16 protein-coding genes and 1 pseudogene are annotated in these 17,531 nt (G+C 60.8%); 6 read left to right on the top strand and 11 right to left on the bottom strand.

Annotation, left to right across the window (positions count from 1 at the left end; all coding sequences use genetic code 11):
- Positions 1 to 11 precede the first annotated feature (11 nt).
- From HBO10_RS01345 to HBO10_RS01365, 5 genes are read right to left on the bottom strand one after another with little or no spacing between them, the layout of a single operon-like run.
- The gene (locus HBO10_RS01345; RefSeq protein ID WP_034126682.1) at positions 12 to 983 is read right to left on the bottom strand and encodes an ABC transporter ATP-binding protein; all 972 of its coding nucleotides are present in this window, start codon (positions 981 to 983) and stop codon (positions 12 to 14) included.
- A complete protein-coding gene (locus HBO10_RS01350) occupies positions 980 to 1,936 on the bottom strand; it encodes an ABC transporter ATP-binding protein (RefSeq protein WP_034126681.1) in 957 nt (318 codons plus the stop codon). Before HBO10_RS01350 ends, HBO10_RS01345 begins: the two co-directional genes overlap by 4 nt.
- Entirely contained in the window at positions 1,933 to 2,790 is an 858-nt protein-coding gene (locus HBO10_RS01355; RefSeq protein WP_034126680.1) for an ABC transporter permease, read from the bottom strand. The genes HBO10_RS01350 and HBO10_RS01355 overlap by 4 nt, the downstream gene beginning before the upstream one ends.
- Positions 2,787 to 3,734, bottom strand: a complete 948-nt coding sequence (locus HBO10_RS01360) for an ABC transporter permease (protein WP_034126679.1) — start codon at positions 3,732 to 3,734, stop codon at positions 2,787 to 2,789. The genes HBO10_RS01355 and HBO10_RS01360 overlap by 4 nt, the downstream gene beginning before the upstream one ends.
- A gap of 3 nt (positions 3,735 to 3,737) precedes the next feature.
- Positions 3,738 to 4,625: a proline iminopeptidase-family hydrolase gene (locus HBO10_RS01365; protein ID WP_034126678.1), complete on the bottom strand. Its 888-nt coding sequence runs from the start codon at positions 4,623 to 4,625 to the stop codon at positions 3,738 to 3,740.
- Between the two features lie 183 nt (positions 4,626 to 4,808).
- Between HBO10_RS01365 and HBO10_RS01370 the strand changes: the two genes are divergently transcribed.
- Positions 4,809 to 5,573, top strand: coding sequence for a LuxR family transcriptional regulator (locus tag HBO10_RS01370; RefSeq protein ID WP_034126677.1), 765 nt, complete (start codon positions 4,809 to 4,811; stop codon positions 5,571 to 5,573).
- 94 nt (positions 5,574 to 5,667) lie between these two features.
- Positions 5,668 to 6,600, top strand: coding sequence for a proline iminopeptidase-family hydrolase (locus tag HBO10_RS01375; protein WP_034126676.1), 933 nt, complete (start codon positions 5,668 to 5,670; stop codon positions 6,598 to 6,600).
- A gap of 114 nt (positions 6,601 to 6,714) precedes the next feature.
- Here HBO10_RS01375 and HBO10_RS01380 read toward each other — a convergent pair whose 3' ends face one another.
- Positions 6,715 to 8,217, bottom strand: coding sequence for a nucleobase:cation symporter-2 family protein (locus HBO10_RS01380; protein ID WP_032892803.1), 1,503 nt, complete (start codon positions 8,215 to 8,217; stop codon positions 6,715 to 6,717).
- Positions 8,218 to 8,374: 157 nt separating this feature from the next.
- On the opposite strand from HBO10_RS01380, the gene HBO10_RS01385 reads away from it, so the two are divergent.
- Positions 8,375 to 9,208: a hypothetical protein gene (locus HBO10_RS01385; RefSeq protein WP_034126675.1), complete on the top strand. Its 834-nt coding sequence runs from the start codon at positions 8,375 to 8,377 to the stop codon at positions 9,206 to 9,208.
- Between the two features lie 138 nt (positions 9,209 to 9,346).
- Here HBO10_RS01385 and punC read toward each other — a convergent pair whose 3' ends face one another.
- Positions 9,347 to 10,531, bottom strand: coding sequence for a purine nucleoside transporter PunC (gene punC, locus HBO10_RS01390; protein ID WP_034126674.1), 1,185 nt, complete (start codon positions 10,529 to 10,531; stop codon positions 9,347 to 9,349).
- Positions 10,532 to 10,653: 122 nt separating this feature from the next.
- Here punC and punR point away from each other — a divergent pair, with 122 nt between their 5' ends.
- Positions 10,654 to 11,568: a DNA-binding transcriptional activator PunR gene (gene punR / locus HBO10_RS01395; RefSeq protein ID WP_034126673.1), complete on the top strand. Its 915-nt coding sequence runs from the start codon at positions 10,654 to 10,656 to the stop codon at positions 11,566 to 11,568.
- Between the two features lie 136 nt (positions 11,569 to 11,704).
- Here punR and HBO10_RS31180 read toward each other — a convergent pair.
- Both HBO10_RS31180 and HBO10_RS01400 read right to left on the bottom strand, forming a co-directional pair.
- Positions 11,705 to 11,876: pseudogene (locus HBO10_RS31180) on the bottom strand (aspartate aminotransferase family protein); the annotation flags it as partial.
- Positions 11,877 to 12,016: 140 nt separating this feature from the next.
- Positions 12,017 to 13,186 (bottom strand): acetylornithine transaminase, encoded by a 1,170-nt coding sequence (locus HBO10_RS01400; RefSeq protein ID WP_034129680.1) that lies wholly within the window; start codon positions 13,184 to 13,186, stop codon positions 12,017 to 12,019.
- A 102-nt stretch (positions 13,187 to 13,288) separates the two neighbouring features.
- On the opposite strand from HBO10_RS01400, the gene HBO10_RS01405 reads away from it, so the two are divergent.
- Entirely contained in the window at positions 13,289 to 14,194 is a 906-nt protein-coding gene (locus HBO10_RS01405; protein ID WP_034126671.1) for a LysR family transcriptional regulator, read from the top strand.
- Here the strand turns inward: HBO10_RS01405 and HBO10_RS01410 are convergent.
- Together HBO10_RS01410 and fabV are read right to left on the bottom strand one after the other, a co-directional pair.
- On the bottom strand, positions 14,191 to 14,814 hold the full coding sequence (locus tag HBO10_RS01410) for an HAD family phosphatase (RefSeq protein WP_034126670.1): 624 nt from the start codon (positions 14,812 to 14,814) through the stop codon (positions 14,191 to 14,193). The genes HBO10_RS01405 and HBO10_RS01410 overlap by 4 nt on opposite strands.
- A 305-nt stretch (positions 14,815 to 15,119) precedes the next feature.
- Positions 15,120 to 16,313: an enoyl-ACP reductase FabV gene (gene fabV / locus HBO10_RS01415; RefSeq protein ID WP_032902674.1), complete on the bottom strand. Its 1,194-nt coding sequence runs from the start codon at positions 16,311 to 16,313 to the stop codon at positions 15,120 to 15,122.
- A gap of 276 nt (positions 16,314 to 16,589) precedes the next feature.
- Here fabV and HBO10_RS01420 point away from each other — a divergent pair, with 276 nt between their 5' ends.
- Positions 16,590 to 17,414 (top strand): aspartyl/asparaginyl beta-hydroxylase domain-containing protein, encoded by an 825-nt coding sequence (locus HBO10_RS01420; protein WP_032900476.1) that lies wholly within the window; start codon positions 16,590 to 16,592, stop codon positions 17,412 to 17,414.
- Positions 17,415 to 17,531 lie beyond the last annotated feature (117 nt).

Raw genomic sequence — 17,531 nt, forward strand, 5'->3', positions numbered from 1 at the left:
ATGGCAGAGGGTCAAAGCAAAGGGTCTTCAAGCACGCAACTGTACCGATGCTCGTGCTGGAAATGGGTGGGGGGCAATACCGAGGAACACATGGCTTGCGCATACCGGCAACGCGGGTGAAAGGCACAGCCTGTCGGCAGATTCATCGGGCTCGGCGGTTCGCCGGGCAATGGCTGCGCAGGCAATGGCCGGTGCGGATCGATCTCCGGGATGGCCTGGATCAGCGCCGCCGTGTACGGGTGACGGGGCGCGGTGAACACCGCTTCCACCGGGCCCTCTTCGACGATCTTGCCCAGGTACATCACCGCCACGCGGTCGCATAGGCGCCTTACAATGGCCAGGTCATGGGCGATAAACAGGATCGCCAGGTTCATACGCTGTTGCAGTTCCAGCAGCAGGTTGATGATCTGGCCCTGGATAGACACATCCAGCGCGGCCACACATTCATCGGCAATGATCAGGCGCGGCTCCACTGCCAGCGCCCGGGCGATACCCACGCGCTGGCACTGGCCACCACTGAGCGAGCCGGGCTTGCGTGAAGCCAGCTCAGGACGCAAGCCGACCAGTTCGAGCAACTCATTCACACGATCAGGAATCTGCTGCGCCGCCACCTTACGCTGCACACGCAGTACCTCGGCGATGGTTTCGCCAATGCTGTGCCGTGGATTGAGCGCGGCGTAGGGGTCCTGGAAAATCATCGCGGTCTCATGCCGCAGCCGGGCGATGTCGATGGCACTGCCATGGGCCATGTCGATACCGTCGAACAACACCTGCCCGGCGCTGATCGGGTTGAGGTGCAGAATTGCCCGGCCCAGGGTGCTCTTGCCACTGCCGGACTCGCCCACCAAACCCAGGGTTTCACCGGCGGCGAGGCTCAGCGACACCCCGTTCACCGCCCTCACCCACTGGCGGTTGAGGCCAAACAGGCCGCTGCCGGACGCGGCAAAGCGTACTTCCAGATCCTTGACCTGTAACAAGCTCATGGGCGCGCTCCCAACGGGTAGTGACAGGCCACGCGTGCGCCCTGGGGTAGCAACTCGATGCACAAGGCGCCGGCCTGCGGGCAGCGCGGGTGGAAGCGGCAGCCGTCGGGCAATGCATCGAGCAACGGCGGCTGACCAGCAATGGTGCGCAACAACGCATGCCCGCTGCTGTGGGCCGGCTGGCAGTCGATCAGGCCTGCGGTATACGGATGTTGCGGTTGGGCCAGCAGTTCATATTTGCTGCCGTGCTCGCACAGGCGCCCGGCATACATCACGGCGATGGCATCGCAGGTTTGCGCCACCACGCCCAGGTCATGGGTGATCATGATGATAGACAGGCCACGCTGGTCGCGCAGGTCGAGCAACAGCCGCAGGATTTGCGCCTGCACCGTCACATCCAGGGCCGTGGTCGGTTCGTCGGCGATCAACACCTTCGGGTTGCAGCCCAGGGCCACGGCGATCATTGCGCGCTGGCGCATGCCACCGGAAAACTCATGGGGGTAGTTGTCGACCCGCGCCTGCGGGTCGGGAATCCCGACCTGACGCAATACCTCGATCGCCTGCAAGCGCGCGTCTTTTTTCGACGCGCCTTGGTGCAGGCGGATGCCCTCGGCGATCTGCTCACCGATGCGCATCAACGGGTCCAGGTGGCTGCTGGGGTTCTGGAAGACCATGCCCAACTGCCCGCCGCGCACGGCACGCATGCCGGCATCATCCAGTGCCAACAGGTCCTGGCCGGCCAACTGCACAGCGCCGCCCTGCACGCGCAGATTGGGCGATGGCAACAGACGCATCAGGCCGCGACAGGCCATGGTCTTGCCCGAACCGCTCTCGCCCACCAGGCCAAGGATTTCACCTTCGGCCAGGTCGAAGGACACCCGATCCACCAACGTGACCTCACGCCCGGCGTTGTTGGCGATCACACTGAGGTCGCGCACCTGCAACAGGCTCATGAGCGCTCTCCCAATACCTGCGCAACACCATCGGCCAACAGGCTGAAGCCCATGGCCAAGGTCACGATGGCCAGGCCCGGAAAGGTGCAGATCCACCAGGCGGTGGTGATAAAGGCTTGCCCCTCGGCCACCATCGTCCCCCATTCGGCGGTCGGTGGTTGCACCCCCAGGCCCAGGTAACTGACGGCGGCGCCGTTGAGCAGCACCAGCACCGCGTCGGACATGGAAAACACAATGGAGCCAAACAGCGCATTAGGCAGCAAATGCCGGAACAGAATGCGCCCATGGCCAAAGCCCAGGCTCTTGGCGGCAAGGGCGAACTCGCTTTCCTTGAGCACCAGGATCTGCGAGCGAATCAGGCGCGCGTACGACACCCAGCCCACCAGCGCCATGGCGATATAAAAACTCTGCAAGCCCGGCCCGAGGATGGCCATGATCGCCAGCATCAGCACCAGGAACGGGAACGCCAGCACCACGTCGATCACACGCATGCAGACACTGTCGAAACGCCCGCCGATATAACCCGAGACCGCACCGATAAAGGTGCCAATGGTGAACGGGAATATCACCCCGATAACCGCCAACTGCAGGTCGATGCGCGCACCCCAGATCACCCTCGACAGGATGTCCCTGCCGTAATTGTCCGTACCCAACGGATGGGCAAGGCTGGGGGCCAGCAAACTCATGCTGGTGTCCTGCGCGATAGGGTCATAGGGCGCGACCCACGGCGCAAACAGCGCCAGGGCCAACCACGCGAACAGGATCAACAAACCCCATGCGGCGGTCAGCCGGCCATTGCGAAAACCAAAGCGCAGGCGCAAGCGCCACGGGGCAATCAATGGGCGGTTGCTCATTGCATCTTTACCCGTGGGTCGAGGGCCACTGTCACCAGGTCGGCCAGGAAGTTGACCACCACCGTGGCACAGGCCAGCACCATCGCCACACCCTGCACCACCATGTAGTCACGGGTGAAAATGCCGCGCACCAGCAACTGGCCGATGCCTGGAATCGCGAACAGGCTTTCGATGACCACCGTGCCGCTGATCAGCCAACCGATGTTGACCGCCAGCAGGTTGACCGCCGGCACCAGAGCGTTGGGCAGTACATGCCGGCGAAACACCGCGCCTTCCGCCAGCCCGCGTGCACGTGCGGCGGTGACGTGATCCGCCTGCAACTCCATCAACATGCTCGCCCGCAGGTTGCGCACCAGCACCGCCGACAGCGCCAGGGCGATGGTCAGGCATGGCAAAAGCATGTGGTGCGCCTTATCCAGCCAAGTGCGCCCGTAACCGGACACCGGGAACAAGCCCCATTTCACGCTGAGCAGCAGGATCAGCATCAACCCCAGCCAGAACGCCGGCATGCCCAGGCCGACCGTGGTGAACACGCGGATCAGCTTGTCCGCCCAACGGCCTTGCTGGCGCGCCGCAATCGTTGCCAGTGGCACCGCTATCAACAAAGCGAGCACCACGCTGCCCAGCACCAGCACCAGCGTCGGCTCGATGCGGGTGACGATCAGTTTGAGGGCGTCGACCTTGTACAGCAGCGATTGGCCGAGGTCGCCCTTGAGCAGGTTTTTCAGGAAGTAAAAGTATTGCAGCCACAAGGGCTGGTCGAGGCCGAACTGGGCGCGGATCTTCAGCAGCGCATCCGGCGTGCTGCGCGAACCCAGCAAGGCACGCGCCGGGTCGCCAGGAATCGAGCGCACCAACACGAAGGTGATCAGGCTGATGCCCAGCAGCACCGGCAGCAATTGCAGGGGCCGGGACAACACAAAACGGTAGCGCGCCAGGTTCATGCGTCAGCCTCGGTGGCGAGCGAGAAAGTCCAGCAGCACCGGGAAGTACGCCTGTGGCTCCTCGTAAAAAGGCATATGACTGCTGTTGGGGAACACATGCAACTCGGCGTGGGGGGCTGCAAGTTTCATGCGCATCGCACAGGCGGGGGTGAGTTCATCATGCTGGCCGGTGGTGATCAGGATCGGCATCGTGAACTCGGCCATTTCCTTGAGGCGGTTCCAGTCCTTGAGGTTACCGATATAGAGGAACTCGTTGGGACCTTGCATGGTTTCGTACGGCCCCATGTTCCAGTCGCCCAGGGAGCGCTTGACCGGCTCTGGCCATTCGTCGAGCCGGCACACGTGGCGGTAGTTGAGCAAGGTGATGGCGGCCTGGTACTGCGGGTGGTCGAGGGTGCCCATGGCTTCGTGGCGTTGCATCATGGCCACGGTTTCGCTGCCCAGGGCGCCGCGCAGACGCTCCAGTTCCTGGGACAGGTGGGGAATGTCGCCGACGGTGTTTTCCAGGATCAGGCTTTTGAGCGCACCGGGATAATGCACGGCATATTCGATCCCCAGCCAACCGCCCCAGGAATGCCCGAGCAGATGCACGCGGCCCAGGCCCAGCGCCTGGCGCACGGTCTCGACTTCTTCGACATAACGGCGGATTTCCCACAGTGAGGCATCGGTCGGTCTGGCTGATGCGCCCGTGCCAAGCTGGTCGAATGCAACAACTCGCAGGTTATGTGCTTTGAGCCAGCCATGGGCGTCGCGCAGATAGTCACACGGCAGGCCCGGCCCGCCGTTGAGACACAGCAGCACCTCATCGCCTTCGCCAAAGCTGTAGACCACGAGGTTATGGCCGTCGACTTGCACGTTGTACTGCTGGTCGGGGGCAATTTCACGCCACATGCATACATTCCTTGTGTTGTATCGGCCTGGCGGGTAGCGGCCGTTTATCAGGTCAACACTACCGAGGATGCCGTGCGTCCATAACCTAGTATTTCTTATAGGTTTGGCCTGGCAGTCCTTCGCCGGGGCGTGGCATTCTACTTGCAGCAAGTCGAGATTCAAATGAATTCGGGAGCAGAACGGATGCTGGCCAAGCTGACCGCCTTCAATAATCGCCTCATACCGGGCAGGAGCCTGGATGAACAGATGGACAATACGTTTATCCTTGCCCAACAACTGGGCTTCGATGCCCTGGTGTATGACTACACCCCGGTGCCCATCGACCTCAACGGCGCACTGATCACGCCCTCGCTGTTGCAACTGCGCAACACACCGAGCGATTGGCACGCCTTATGGTGCAGCGAAGGGTTTTACCAGATCGACCCGGTGCAACACCTGGCGCTGAGCACAGTGTCGCCGTTTGTCTGGTCCTATGAGGCCAAGACTGAGACAGCCCTGCAAAAGATCATCGACCCCTGCCACGCCCCCGTTTCTTCTTATCTGCATGAGCGTCAGCTGACCTGCGGCGTCAGCGTGCCGATTCATCTGCCCCGGGGCGGCTTCGCCTCGCTGACCGGGTTGCGCACCGGCAAGGCGCGCACGGTATTGAAGGACGCCCAACATACGCTGGCCGATTTCAGCCTGATTACCCATGCCCTCCAGGAAGCGGCGTACCCGCTGTTCAGCAAGGAGGTGCGGGCTTATCCGCACATACGCCTGACCAAGCGCGAGCGCGAATGCCTGAAATGGGCGGCTGAAGGCCTGACCGCCGCCGAAATCGCCTCGCAATTGAGCCGCTCCCTGGCGGTGGTCACTCTGCACCTGGCCTCGGCCATGCACAAACTGGGCGCCAAGAACCGTGTTCAGGCCGTGGTTCGCGCCACCCACTACCGCTTGCTGGAAGGTTGAGCTTTCGGCAAAAACCTATCTGTTTTGCTAGTTACCTAAACTTTTTGTTCAGACTATCGTAACCCTGATCCTTTTTTTCAGAGCAGGGTACGAAATGGAATTCATCGAAAAAGTTCGCGAAGGCTACGCGCCCTTTGGCGCCTATCAGACCTGGTATCGCGTCACCGGCGACCTGACCACAGGCCGTACGCCCTTGGTGATCATCCATGGCGGCCCGGGCTGCACCCACGATTACGTCGACGCCTTCAAGGACGTCGCCGCCAGCGGCCACGCGGTCATCCACTACGACCAGTTGGGCAACGGCCGCTCCACGCACTTACCGGAAAAAGACCCGTCGTTCTGGACCATCGGCCTGTTCCTCGACGAGTTGAACAACCTGCTGGACCACCTGCAAATCAGTGAGAACTACGCGATCCTCGGTCAATCCTGGGGCGGCATGCTGGGCAGCGAACACGCAATCTTGCAACCCAAGGGCCTGCGCGCGTTTATCCCTGCCAACTCCCCCACCTGCATGCGCACCTGGGTCAGCGAAGCCAACCGCCTGCGCAAGCTGTTGCCTGAAGGCGTGCATGAAACCCTGCTAAAGCACGAGCAGGCCGGCACCTACCAAGACCCGCAATACCTGGCGGCCTCACGGATTTTCTATGACCAGCATGTGTGCCGGGTCAACCCGTGGCCCGAAGAAGTGGCACGCACCTTCGCCCAGGTGGATGCCGACCCGACGGTGTACCACGCCATGAGCGGCCCGACCGAATTCCACGTGATTGGCAGCTTGAAGGACTGGAATGTGATCGGCCGCCTGTCAGCCATCAAGGTGCCAACCCTGGTGATTTCCGGTCGACATGACGAAGCCACACCGTTGGTGGTCAAGCCATTCCTGGATGAGATATCGGACGTGCGCTGGGCACTGTTTGAAGACTCCAGCCATATGCCGCATGTGGAAGAGCGCCAGGCGTGCATGGGGACGGTGGTGAAGTTTCTGGATGAGGCGTGTTCGTTGCCGCACAAAGCCCTCAAGGCCGGCTGAAATCCGCCCTCTGTAGGAGCGAGCTTGCTCGCGAAAAACTATCAGACGCCGTGTTTATTCAGGAAGCACGCGTCATCGTTGACGTTTTTCGCGAGCAAGCTCGCTCCTACCTGTTTAAACCTCAGTGGTTTCGGGTTTTGCGGCTTTCTTTGAGGTATCTGCTACCAGGGGAATTTCCTTGCCCTCGGCATCAAACAACTTCCCACCCCGGTAGTAATCCCCATCGCGCAACGCAGCCACGTCGCGAAAGCACAAGCTGCGCTCAGTCCCCGCCACAAACACTGACTGCTGGTCCGAGTTGCCGGCGGTGAAGTGGTTGAACGCCAGGTTCAGCAATATCGCCATGATTGCCGACGAGCTGATGCCCGAGTGGAAGATGGTCGCGAACCAGCTTGGAAACTGATCGTAGAAGCTCGGCGCGGCGATGGGGATCATGCCGAAGCCGATAGACGTGGCAACGATGATCAGGTTCATGTTGTTGCGGTAATCCACCTTCGACAGCGTGCGAATCCCACTGGCCGCCACTGTGCCGAACAACACAATCCCGGCGCCGCCCAACACGGAGGTGGGCACGGCCGCGATCACCCGCCCCATGAACGGCAACAGGCCGAGCACCACCAGGAACACCCCGCCAGTGGCCACCACAAACCGACTCTTGACCCCTGTCACCGCCACCAGGCCGACGTTCTGGGCGAATGCGCTCTGGGTAAACGAACCGAAGATCGGCGCAAACATGCTCGACAACATGTCGGCACGCAGGCCGTTGCCCAGGCGCTTGGAGTCCACCTTGGTGTCGATGATCTCACCCACCGCCAGGATGTCCGCCGACGTTTCCACCAGCGTCACCATCACCACGATGCACATGGAAATGATCGCCGCCACATGGAAGGTGGGCATGCCGAAGTGAAAGGGTGTGGGGAAACCGAACATCGGCCCCTGCATGACGCCAGAGAAGTCCGCCATGCCGAGCAGCACCGCGATGACCGTGCCGATCACCATGGCCAGCAGGATCGACAAGCGAGAGATGGTTGCGCTGCCGATCTTGCTCAGCAGCAGCACCAGCACCAGGGTCAGCGCGGCCAGGCCGATGTTGGACATGCTGCCAAAATCTGCCGCCCGGCTGTTGCCACCCATGGCCCAGCGCGCCGCTACAGGCATCAGGGTCAGGCCGATGGTGGTAATCACAATGCCCGTCACCAGCGGCGGAAAAAACTTGGTGATCCTTGAGAACACCGGGGTAATCAACAAACCGATAAAGGACGCGGCCATCACCGCCCCGAGAATCGCTGGCACACCACCGGCACCGTCGCTGCCGACAATCGCCACCATGGTCGCCACACCCGCGAACGACACGCCCTGCACCAGCGGCAACTGACAGCCGAAGAACGGCAGGCCCAGGGTTTGCAAAAGCGTGGCCAGGCCACCGGCAAACAGCGATGCAGCGATCAGCAGACCGATATCCGCCGGCGACAACCCGGCTGCCTGGCCGACGATCAACGGCACGGCGACGATGCCGCCATACATGGTGAGCACATGCTGCAGGCCGTAAGCCATGTTGGCGGCGACGCCCAGATTTTCATCTTCGGGCCGCTGCGGTGACGCCTTCGGGATAGTCATGGTGAGGGGTTCTCTGTTTTTGTTGTGCGCTCACTGTATGCAATGTTCAGACTGTATGTCCATAGAGTTGTATACAATCAATCGAACAAGATACCCTCCAACGGCGTTACAAAAACAATCCGGCCGTCACGAGCCAGAACGCCAAAGGACAAAAATAATGAAAAAGGCACTACAGGGCGCCACCGTCGCATTGACCCTTCTCGGCGGCGGGGAGGCTGTTGCGGTGGAATGGATGAACAACAGCGTCGGGTTCCGCTACGGGCAGCACTTCACCAACCCGAACAACCCCGACGACTTCAGCAAGCGCATCTACAGTTTTACCCACGCCAGCGGCTACCGTTACGGCAGCAATTTCCTCAACCTCGACGTATTCCTGTCCGACAGCAGCGACCCGCGCAAAGGCACCGACCACGGTGGCAGCGAGGTGTACGCCGTGTACCGGCATCAGCTGTATGCCTCACGCGTGTTCGACTTGCCGCCGGGCACGGGGCTGATCAAGGATTACGCGCTGACCCTGGGCTTCGACGCCAACCGCAACAACAACTTCGCATCCGCCAAGAAGCGCGCCTTGGTGATTGGCCCTACGTTGAAGTTCAACACTGTCGGCGTGCTGGACCTGAGCCTGATGTACTACAAGGAAAAGAACCACACCGGCATTCCCGGCGCGCAAGAGTCGAACCACACCTTCGACGCTACCTACATGCTCAACCTGACCTGGATGCGACCGTTCGAGGTGGGCAACCATGCGGCGAAATTCCAGGGGTTTATCAATTACGTCGGGGAGAAAGGCGAGGACTACCATGGCCGCGATACGGCAGCGGAGGCCTTGATGCGTACAGCGCTGATGGTGGCGGTGCGACCAGGTAAAAGCGTGAAGCCGAACCTGTATCTGGGGGTGGGGTATGAGTACTGGCATAACAAGTTCGGGGTGGACGGCGGCCGTGGCAGCCGCACCTCAACACCGACGCTGAACATGGAAGTGACGTTCTGACTGAAGAAGCAGGCTTTTTGTTGGAGCGAGCTTGCTCGCGAAAAACTCACCGACGCCGCGTTCATTCAGAAAGCCCGCGTTATCGTTGACGTTTTTCGCGAGCAAGCTCGCTCCTACCAGTTTGATCGTATTGTCAGCTCAGGCGTTGGCCAGTTCGGAAGAGTTGCCCTTCGGCCGTGCCAGCCAATAGCCCAACACCGCCAGTGGTGCCGTCGCCAGCATCACAATCACCGTGATCAACAGCGGCTGCTCGATCATCGACGACACCAACAGGCTGGCCAGGAAGCACAAGCCCAATTGCAGGGTATTTTGCAGGGCCGCCGCCTTGCCGGAATTTTCCGCAAAGGGCATCAGCGCATTCGCCACCACAATCGGGTAGCTGGCGCCGTTGCACAGCGCCATCAGACAGAACGGGATCAACAAGGTGGTCAGGGTCGGCACACTCAAGGTGGCCACCAGGTACAACGCCACCATGCTCAAGCAATAGGCGACCAGCAACCACGGCAGCAGGGTTTTACCCGGCAGGCGCTGCAAGGCGCTGCGGCAACTGTAGCCGCCAACGAGAAACGCCAGGGTCGGCAGCACGTAGCTGAGGCCAATGTCATTCGGGCTGTAACCCATGCCACCGAGGATGAACGGCGAGGCGGTCAGCCAAGCGAAGAAGCTGGCCGAACAGGCGGCGAAGATCATCACATTGCCGGTAAACACCCGAGAAGTGAGCAATTGCCCATACCCCAGGCGCACCGGGCTGCCCTTGTGCTCCGAACGCTTGGGCACATTGCGCAGGAACAAGGTCGGCAACAACAGCAACAACGATACCACCAGCAACACGCCGAAGATCGCTTGCCAGCCAAAGTGATTCAGCACCATGGCGCCCAACAGCGGTGCCAGGGCCGGCGATAGCGACATCAACGGCATGATGCTGGCGAAGACGCGGTGAGCCTTGTCGGCCGGGTAGCGATCAATCACCAAGGCCTGCCAACTGACGGCGGCGGCACACACGCCAATCGCCTGCATAAAGCGCAGGGCCAGCAGTTGCGGCGCGCTCTGAACCCAGAACATGCCCAGGCAACCGAGCACAAACAGGCTCAGGCCGGCGAGCAGGATGGGCTTGCGCCCCAGGCGGTCCGAGAGCGGCCCCCACAGCAACTGCCCCAGCGCAAAGCCGGCAAGGAAAATACTCAAGCTGGCGCCCACCGCGCCAGCACCAATGTTCAACTGCTCGCCCATGGCGCCAAACGCCGGCAAGTACATGTCCATGGCGAGATAACCGAGCATGCTCAGCCCCGCCAGATACCAGGTAAAACCAAAAGAATTTTTCATCGAAGCCTTGTAGATACTGCCATCAAACTATTTGCTGACTGGCGCCCATTATGAAGCTGACAATATCTGTGTGAAGCGATAATAATTGGACACTCTCATCAATAATTTTGAAGGCAGTACCTATGTGGTCGGAATATTCCCTGGATGTAGTCGACGCCGTCGCCCGTCACGGCAGCTTCAGCGCCGCCGCCCAGGAACTGCACCGCGTACCGTCGGCCATCAGCTACACCGTGCGTCAGCTCGAAGAATGGTTGGCCGTGCCGCTGTTTGTGCGCCGGCATCGCGACGTGGAACTGACCCCTGCCGGCCGCCTGTTTATCGACGAAGCCCGCGGCGTGATGAAAAAAATGCTCGGCACCCGGCGCCTGTGCCAACAGGTGGCCAATGGTTGGAGCGGCCAATTGAAGGTGGCCGTGGACTCCATCGTCAAACCCCAGCGCTGCCGGCAATTGGTGCTCGACTTCTATCGGCAGTTTCCCGAAGTGGAATTGCTGCTCGAATACGAGGTGTACAACGGCGTGTGGGATGCGTTGGCCGATGAACGCACCGACATCGTGATCGGCGCCACCAGCGCGGTGCCGGTGGCCAGCCACTTCAGCTTCCGCGACATGGGCCTGTTGAACTGGCTGTGCGTGGTCAGCGCCCGGCACCCGCTGGCTGCGGTGGAAGGTTTGCTCAGTGATGACCAACTGCGCCCCTTTGCCTCGCTGTGCATGACCGACACCTCCCGCAACCTGCCCAAGCGCGACACCTGGACCCTGGATAACCAGCGCCGCCTGGTGGTGCCCAACTGGGCGTCGGCCCTGGATTGCCTGCGCGATGGCCTGTGTGTAGGGATGGCGCCGGCCCATCAGGTATTGCCATGGATCGAGCGCGGGGAGTTGGTGGCGCTGCAATTGAGCCGGCCATTTCCGGCCAGCCCGTCGTGTGTGGCGTGGGCGCAGAACAAACTGTCGCCGGCCATGGCGTGGTTGTTGGAGTACTTGGGGGACACCGAAACGATGAACCAGGAATGGCTGAATGGCCCCTCTTTCTGATCACTCCCACGCTGCTGATCGTTCCCACGCTCTGCGTGGGAATGCTGCCCTGGACGCTCCGCGTCCGCTCTTAACGCGTGACGCGGAGCGTCACAGGAGGCGTTCCCACGCAGAGCGTGGGAACGAGCATCGTCTTTCAGTCCAGTAGGCGGGTGATGGCTCGCACGATCATCTCCACTTCCTTGCGCTCCAGCGTCAGTGGCGGCAACAGGCGAATGACCTTGCCCCGCGTGACGTTGATCAACAGCCCATGCTCCTGCGCGCGGATGCTCCTCCAACTCCATCCGCAACCGCGCCAGTAAGTGTTTCTGATCGCTCCCACGCTGCTGATCGTTCCCACGCTCTGCGTGGGAATGCTGCCCTGGACGCTCCGCGTCCGCTCTTAACGCGTGACGCAGAGCGTCACAGCAGGCGTTCCCACGCATAGCGTGGGAACGAGCATCGTATTTCAGTCCAGTAGGCGGGTGATGGCTCGCACGATCATCTCCACTTCCTTGCGCTCCAGCGTCAGTGGCGGCAACAGGCGAATGATCTTGCCACGCGTGACGTTGATCAACAGCCCATGCTCCTGCGCTGCCCGTTGGGCCAGGTCGCGGTAAGGGCTGGCCAGTTCAATGCCGATCATCAAGCCCTTGCCACGAATCGCCCGCACCTGCGGGTGGTCCTCCAACTCCATCCGCAACCGGGCCAGTAAGTGTTCTCCCTGGCGCGCAGCGTTCTCGAGCAAGCCTTGCTCCTGGATAATCTCCAGCACCGTACACCCGACGCGACACGCCAGCGGGTTGCCGCCAAAGGTGCTGCCATGGCTGCCTGGGGTGAACAGCTCAGCGACGGCAGCGCGGGCCAGGCAGGCGCCGATGGGCACGCCATTGCCCAGGCCTTTGGCCAGGGTCATCACGTCCGGCACGATGCCTTCGTGCTGGAAGGCAAACCAGGTGCCGGTGCGCCCGATGCCGGTCTGGATTTCGTCGAGCATCATCAGCCAGCCGTGGCGCGTGCAGTGATCGCGCATGGCTTTCAGGTAGCCTGGTGGCGCCACCAACACACCACTTTCACCTTGGATTGGTTCAAGCAGTACCGCCGCGATGCGTGTACCGAACTGCGCGGTGACCGCCTCCAGAGCCGCCATGTCGCCAAACCCAATCTTGATGAAATCGCCGGGCAATCGCTGGAACCCCAGGCGCACCGAAGGCCCGTCGCTGGCAGCCATGGTGCCTAGCGTGCGGCCGTGGAAGGCGTTCTCCATCACGACCACCAACGGCTGTTCGATGCCTTTTTTCCAGCCATGCAAACGCGCCAACTTCAGCGCCGTCTCGTTGGCCTCCGCGCCGGAATTGTTGAAGAACACGCGGTCCAGCCCGGACAGTTGGGCCAGGCGCCGGGCCAATTGTTGTTGCCAGTCGATGCTGTAGAGGTTGGAGGTGTGCAGCAGCAAGCCGGCCTGTTCGCTGATGGCGGCCACTAACCTTGGGTGGGAATGGCCAACATTGGTCACCGCTACGCCGGCCACGGCGTCCAGGTATTCGCGGCCCTGTTGGTCCCACAGGCGCGTGCCTAGGCCGCGGGTGAAGCTCAGGGCCAGGGGTTGATAAGTGCTCATCAGGCAGGCGGCGGTCATGGTGGCGGCTCCAGTGCATCGTTGGGGTGGATCAAGTATGGTTAACCACCCTCGCTGGATAAACGCAGAATTGCTGCAATAACTTTAAACCAGGGCTTGATAATGGATCTGTTCCAGGCAATGTCGGTGTACGTGAAAGTCGTCGAGGCCGGCAGCATGACCGCCGCCGCGCAGGAATGCGGGATTTCGACCACCATGGTGGGCAACCATCTGCGAGCGCTGGAACAACGGCTTGGCGTCAGCTTGCTCAAACGCACCACGCGCAAACAAAACCTCACCGAATTTGGCGGGCAGTATTATCAGCGCTGCCTGGAAGTGCTGGGGCTGGTGGCCGACTCCGAGCTGCTGGCCGAGCAGGTCCACAGCGAAACCCCCAAAGGCAGCCTGCGCATCACCGCGCCCCCCGTGTTCGGCACCGAACGCCTGGTGCCGGCCTTGAGTGAGTTTTCCCAGCGCTACCCACTTATCGACCTGTACGTGGTGATGAGCAATGAGCGCATGGACCTGGTCGACAGCGGTTTTGACGTGGCGATCCGTCTCGGCGAACTGGAAAGCTCCAGCCTGATCGCCCGGCCTCTGCAGGCCTATACCCTCACCCTTTGCGCCTCCCCTGCCTACCTGGCGCGACGCGGCACACCGCAAACCCCGGATGACCTGCAGCAGCATGACTGCCTGGCATTCGCCTACCCCGCGAACGACAACTGGCGCGACACCGATAAACTCTGGCGCATGACCGGCGATGAAGGTGAAGTGGAGGTGCCGGTGTCTGGCTCATTGACCATCAACAGCTCCCAAGGCTTGCGCCAGGCCGCCATCAACGGCATGGGCATCAGCATGTTGGCCGATGCCCTGGTGCAACCGGACCTGGAGAGCGGCAAGCTGGTGGCCTTGCTGACCACCTACAAACTGCCCAGCCGCCCCATGCACCTGATGTATCGCCAAGACCGCTACCGCCTGCCCAAGCTGCGGGCGTTCGTCGACTTTGTAATGGAGAAATGGGCGCGCTAGAACGCCACGCCCAACTCACGCAAACGCGCAGCGGTGCGCTCGGCCGATACGTGATGAATGCCCTGCCAGCCCAACGCAATGGCAGCCTCGATGTTGCCGGCGACGTCGTCGACAAACACCACTTCACTGGCCTGGACATCCGGCAGGTGCGCACGCACCTGGGTGAGGCTGGCGTGGTAGATCGCCGGGTCAGGCTTGATCAACTTCACCTCGCCGGACACCAGAATGTCGCGAAAACGCGTCAGGAATGGATAGTTGGCCCGGGCGTAAGGGAAGGTTTCAGCCGACCAGTTGGTAAGCCCGAACAGCGGCATCTCAACCTGATGTAACGCTTCGAGAATCGCCACGCCCTCGGGTAATTCAGCCCGCAGCATTTCGGGCCAGCGCTCGTAATAAGCCTGGATCAGGGTCGTGTGTTCGGGGTATTGGGCAACCAGGGTGCGGGTGGCTTCAGCCAGGGAGCGACCGGCATCTTGCTCGGTGTTCCAGTCCTGGGTACAGATGGTGTCGAGGAACCACTGGCGCTCAACGTCGTCGGCAATCAGCTTGCGGTACAGGTGCTGCGGGCTCCAGTCGAACAGGACACCGCCGAAATCAAAAACTACTGCACGAATCGTCATCAGATCCTCCGTTAGCATGGCTTGATAGCTGCTGGAGTCTGACAGATCTACAAGAGGGAGGCGCGCGCCGAGGTGTAAGAAGTGTCTGAAAAGACAGGTGGGAGGAGGCATGGCCTCATTGAGCGAACGCAATGCTCAAAACAACGAAGATCAAATGTGGGAGCTGGCTTGCCTGCGAAAGCGGTCGTACAGCCTCAGATGCTGCGACTGACACACCGCCTTCGCGGGCAAGCCCGCTCCCACAGGGGATTTGCGTTAACTGACTGGCATCAGGGCAAGCCAGTTCCCACCTTATTGACCGCGTTTTAAGCCTGGATCAGGCCGTTGATTTTGACGGTCGGGTTCACATCCGCGTCGTAATCCACGCCGTCGACCTCAAAGCCAAACAAGCGCAGGAACTCGGCCTTGTAACCGGCAAAATCGCTGATCTCGTTGACGTTGTCGTCGGTCACCTGGTTCCACAGCGCGGCCACGGCATCCTGGACCTTCGGTTCCAGCTCGGCCAGGTCGGCACGCAGGCGGCCATCGGCGTCGAGTTTCGGCTCGCTGCCGTACAGGCTGTCCTTGAACAGGCCGTAGACCTGCTCGATGCAGCCTTCATGGGTGCCCTGCTCTTTCATCACCTTGAACAGCAGCGACAGATACAGCGGCATGATCGGGATCGCCGAGCTGGCCTGGGTGACCACCGCCTTGAGCACCGACACACGGGCGTCGCCCTTGAGCGCAGCGAGGTTCTCGCGCAGGGTCAAAACTTTTTTGTCCAGGTCTTTCTTGGCTTCGCCGATGGAGCCGTTCCAGTAGATGTCCTGGGTCAGCTTCTCACCGAGGTAGGTGAACGCGGTGGTCTTGGCGCCTTCGGCCAATACATCGGCGTCACGCAGGGCGTCGATCCACAGCTGCCAGTCTTCGCCGCCCATGACCTTCACGGTACCGTCGATTTCTTCCTGGGTCGCAGGCTCAAGCGTGGTGTCGACCACCACGCCCTTGTCGGTGTTGATCCCGCGCAGGGTCACGGCCTTGCCGATTGGCTTGAGGGTGGAGTTGTGCACCACGCCTTGCGGGTCGGTACGGCGTGGCGCGGCCAGGCTGTAGACCACCAGGTCGATCTTGCCCAGGTCTTTCTTGATGGTCTCGATGGTCAGGCGCTTGATCTCGTCGGAGAACGCGTCGCCGTTGATGCTCTTGGCGTACAGACCTTTTTCCACGGCAAACTTCTCGAACGCCGCGCTGTTGTACCAGCCGGCGGAGCTCAGCTTGCCTTCTTCGCCTTCTTTCTCAAAAAACACGCCCAGGGTGTCGGCGCCGCAGCCAAACGCAGCACTGATGCGCGCGGCCAGGCCGTAGCCGGTGGAGGCACCGAGGACCAGTACCTTTTTAGGGCCGCCCTCGATGACGCCGTTTTTGGTTACGTAGTCAATCTGCTCTTTGACGTTCGCTTCACAGCCAACAGGGTGAGCGGTCACACAGATAAAGCCACGAACCCGCGGTTTGATGATCATAAAAATTTCTGCCTCTTCCAAGGTGCCGAAGGCCAATAGTGGCCATTCAACTTCAATCGTACCGGTCTATGACGCCTGAAAAACCGAAGCGTCACGATAGTCGCAAATCTTCTGTTCTCAAAATTCAATCCACAAAACGTCGGAGCCTGCACGGCAACGGTTACAAATTGTGCAGCAGCTTCACAATTTCACCCTATTTAAAAACGCCTGCCGGCCCCATAAACCCCTATGATGACGAGATTGTTTCAATATGTTTCGGCTTTGGAGCCTCGTTTCATGAGCAAAAATGCTGTCGGCAAGAAGCTGGTATCCCTGGCGTGGGTACTCGGCGTTCTGCTATTGATCTATTGTTTCCCGCGCAGTTGCCTGGTGTTTCTGCTGTTGGTGGTGTGCTGCGGCGTTTATGACTTCCTGCGTAACGGCCTGTACGACCGCGACACCATCAAGAAGTATTTTATCGGCAACGGTCGTAATACCTGGGTGCTGGCACCGTTCAACACCCTGCTCGACCTGCTCAGCAGCCGCAACCGGCATGTCTACACCATGAACGACCTGCCACCGGCCTGGCGCGAAGACCTGCAACAGGTGATCGACGACGCCATGGCCCGCAAGGATGAAATCATCAGCTACCTGGACGAGCGCATGGCCGAGAAGAAACGCGGCATGTTGTTCTTCCAGTGGTACGGTCGCCCGATCGAAACCACCCTGGATATCCCGCAGCTGCGCAAGAAACTGCCGTTCGTGAAAACCATCGGCGTCTCGGTGTTCAACGAGAACCGCTCGACCTCGTTCCACTTCGGCCCCCTGCGCATGATGTTCCGTGTGCTCTACAACATGGCGCCGGCACCGCACCATGAGGGCGTGTACATCCAGGTGGGCAAGCACAAGCACTACTGGCACGACGACCCGCTGTTTATCTTCGATGACACGCTGATGCACGCCTCCTTCAACAAAAACGACGCCAAACGCTACTGCCTGTTCATTGATATTGTGCGCCCGACCCTGCTGCCCTCGGTGCTCAACGCCGTGATCGCAGGGTTTGCCGGCCTGGTCTTTACCCTGCGTCGGGTTTTCTACAAAAACTGGAAGCTGATTCAGTAAGTTCTGCGGCATGATGGTGTTGGACGGCATTTGCGCTGGGCCTTGCGCCTGAGGTAAATAACCGTCTCGTGCGACCTTAATTGGCGCTCACCATTCTCAAGCCATCGCCCCCTAGCG

Source organism: Pseudomonas sp. WS 5503 (genome assembly GCF_012985385.1).
In the GTDB taxonomy this organism is placed as follows: domain Bacteria; phylum Pseudomonadota; class Gammaproteobacteria; order Pseudomonadales; family Pseudomonadaceae; genus Aquipseudomonas; species Aquipseudomonas paracarnis.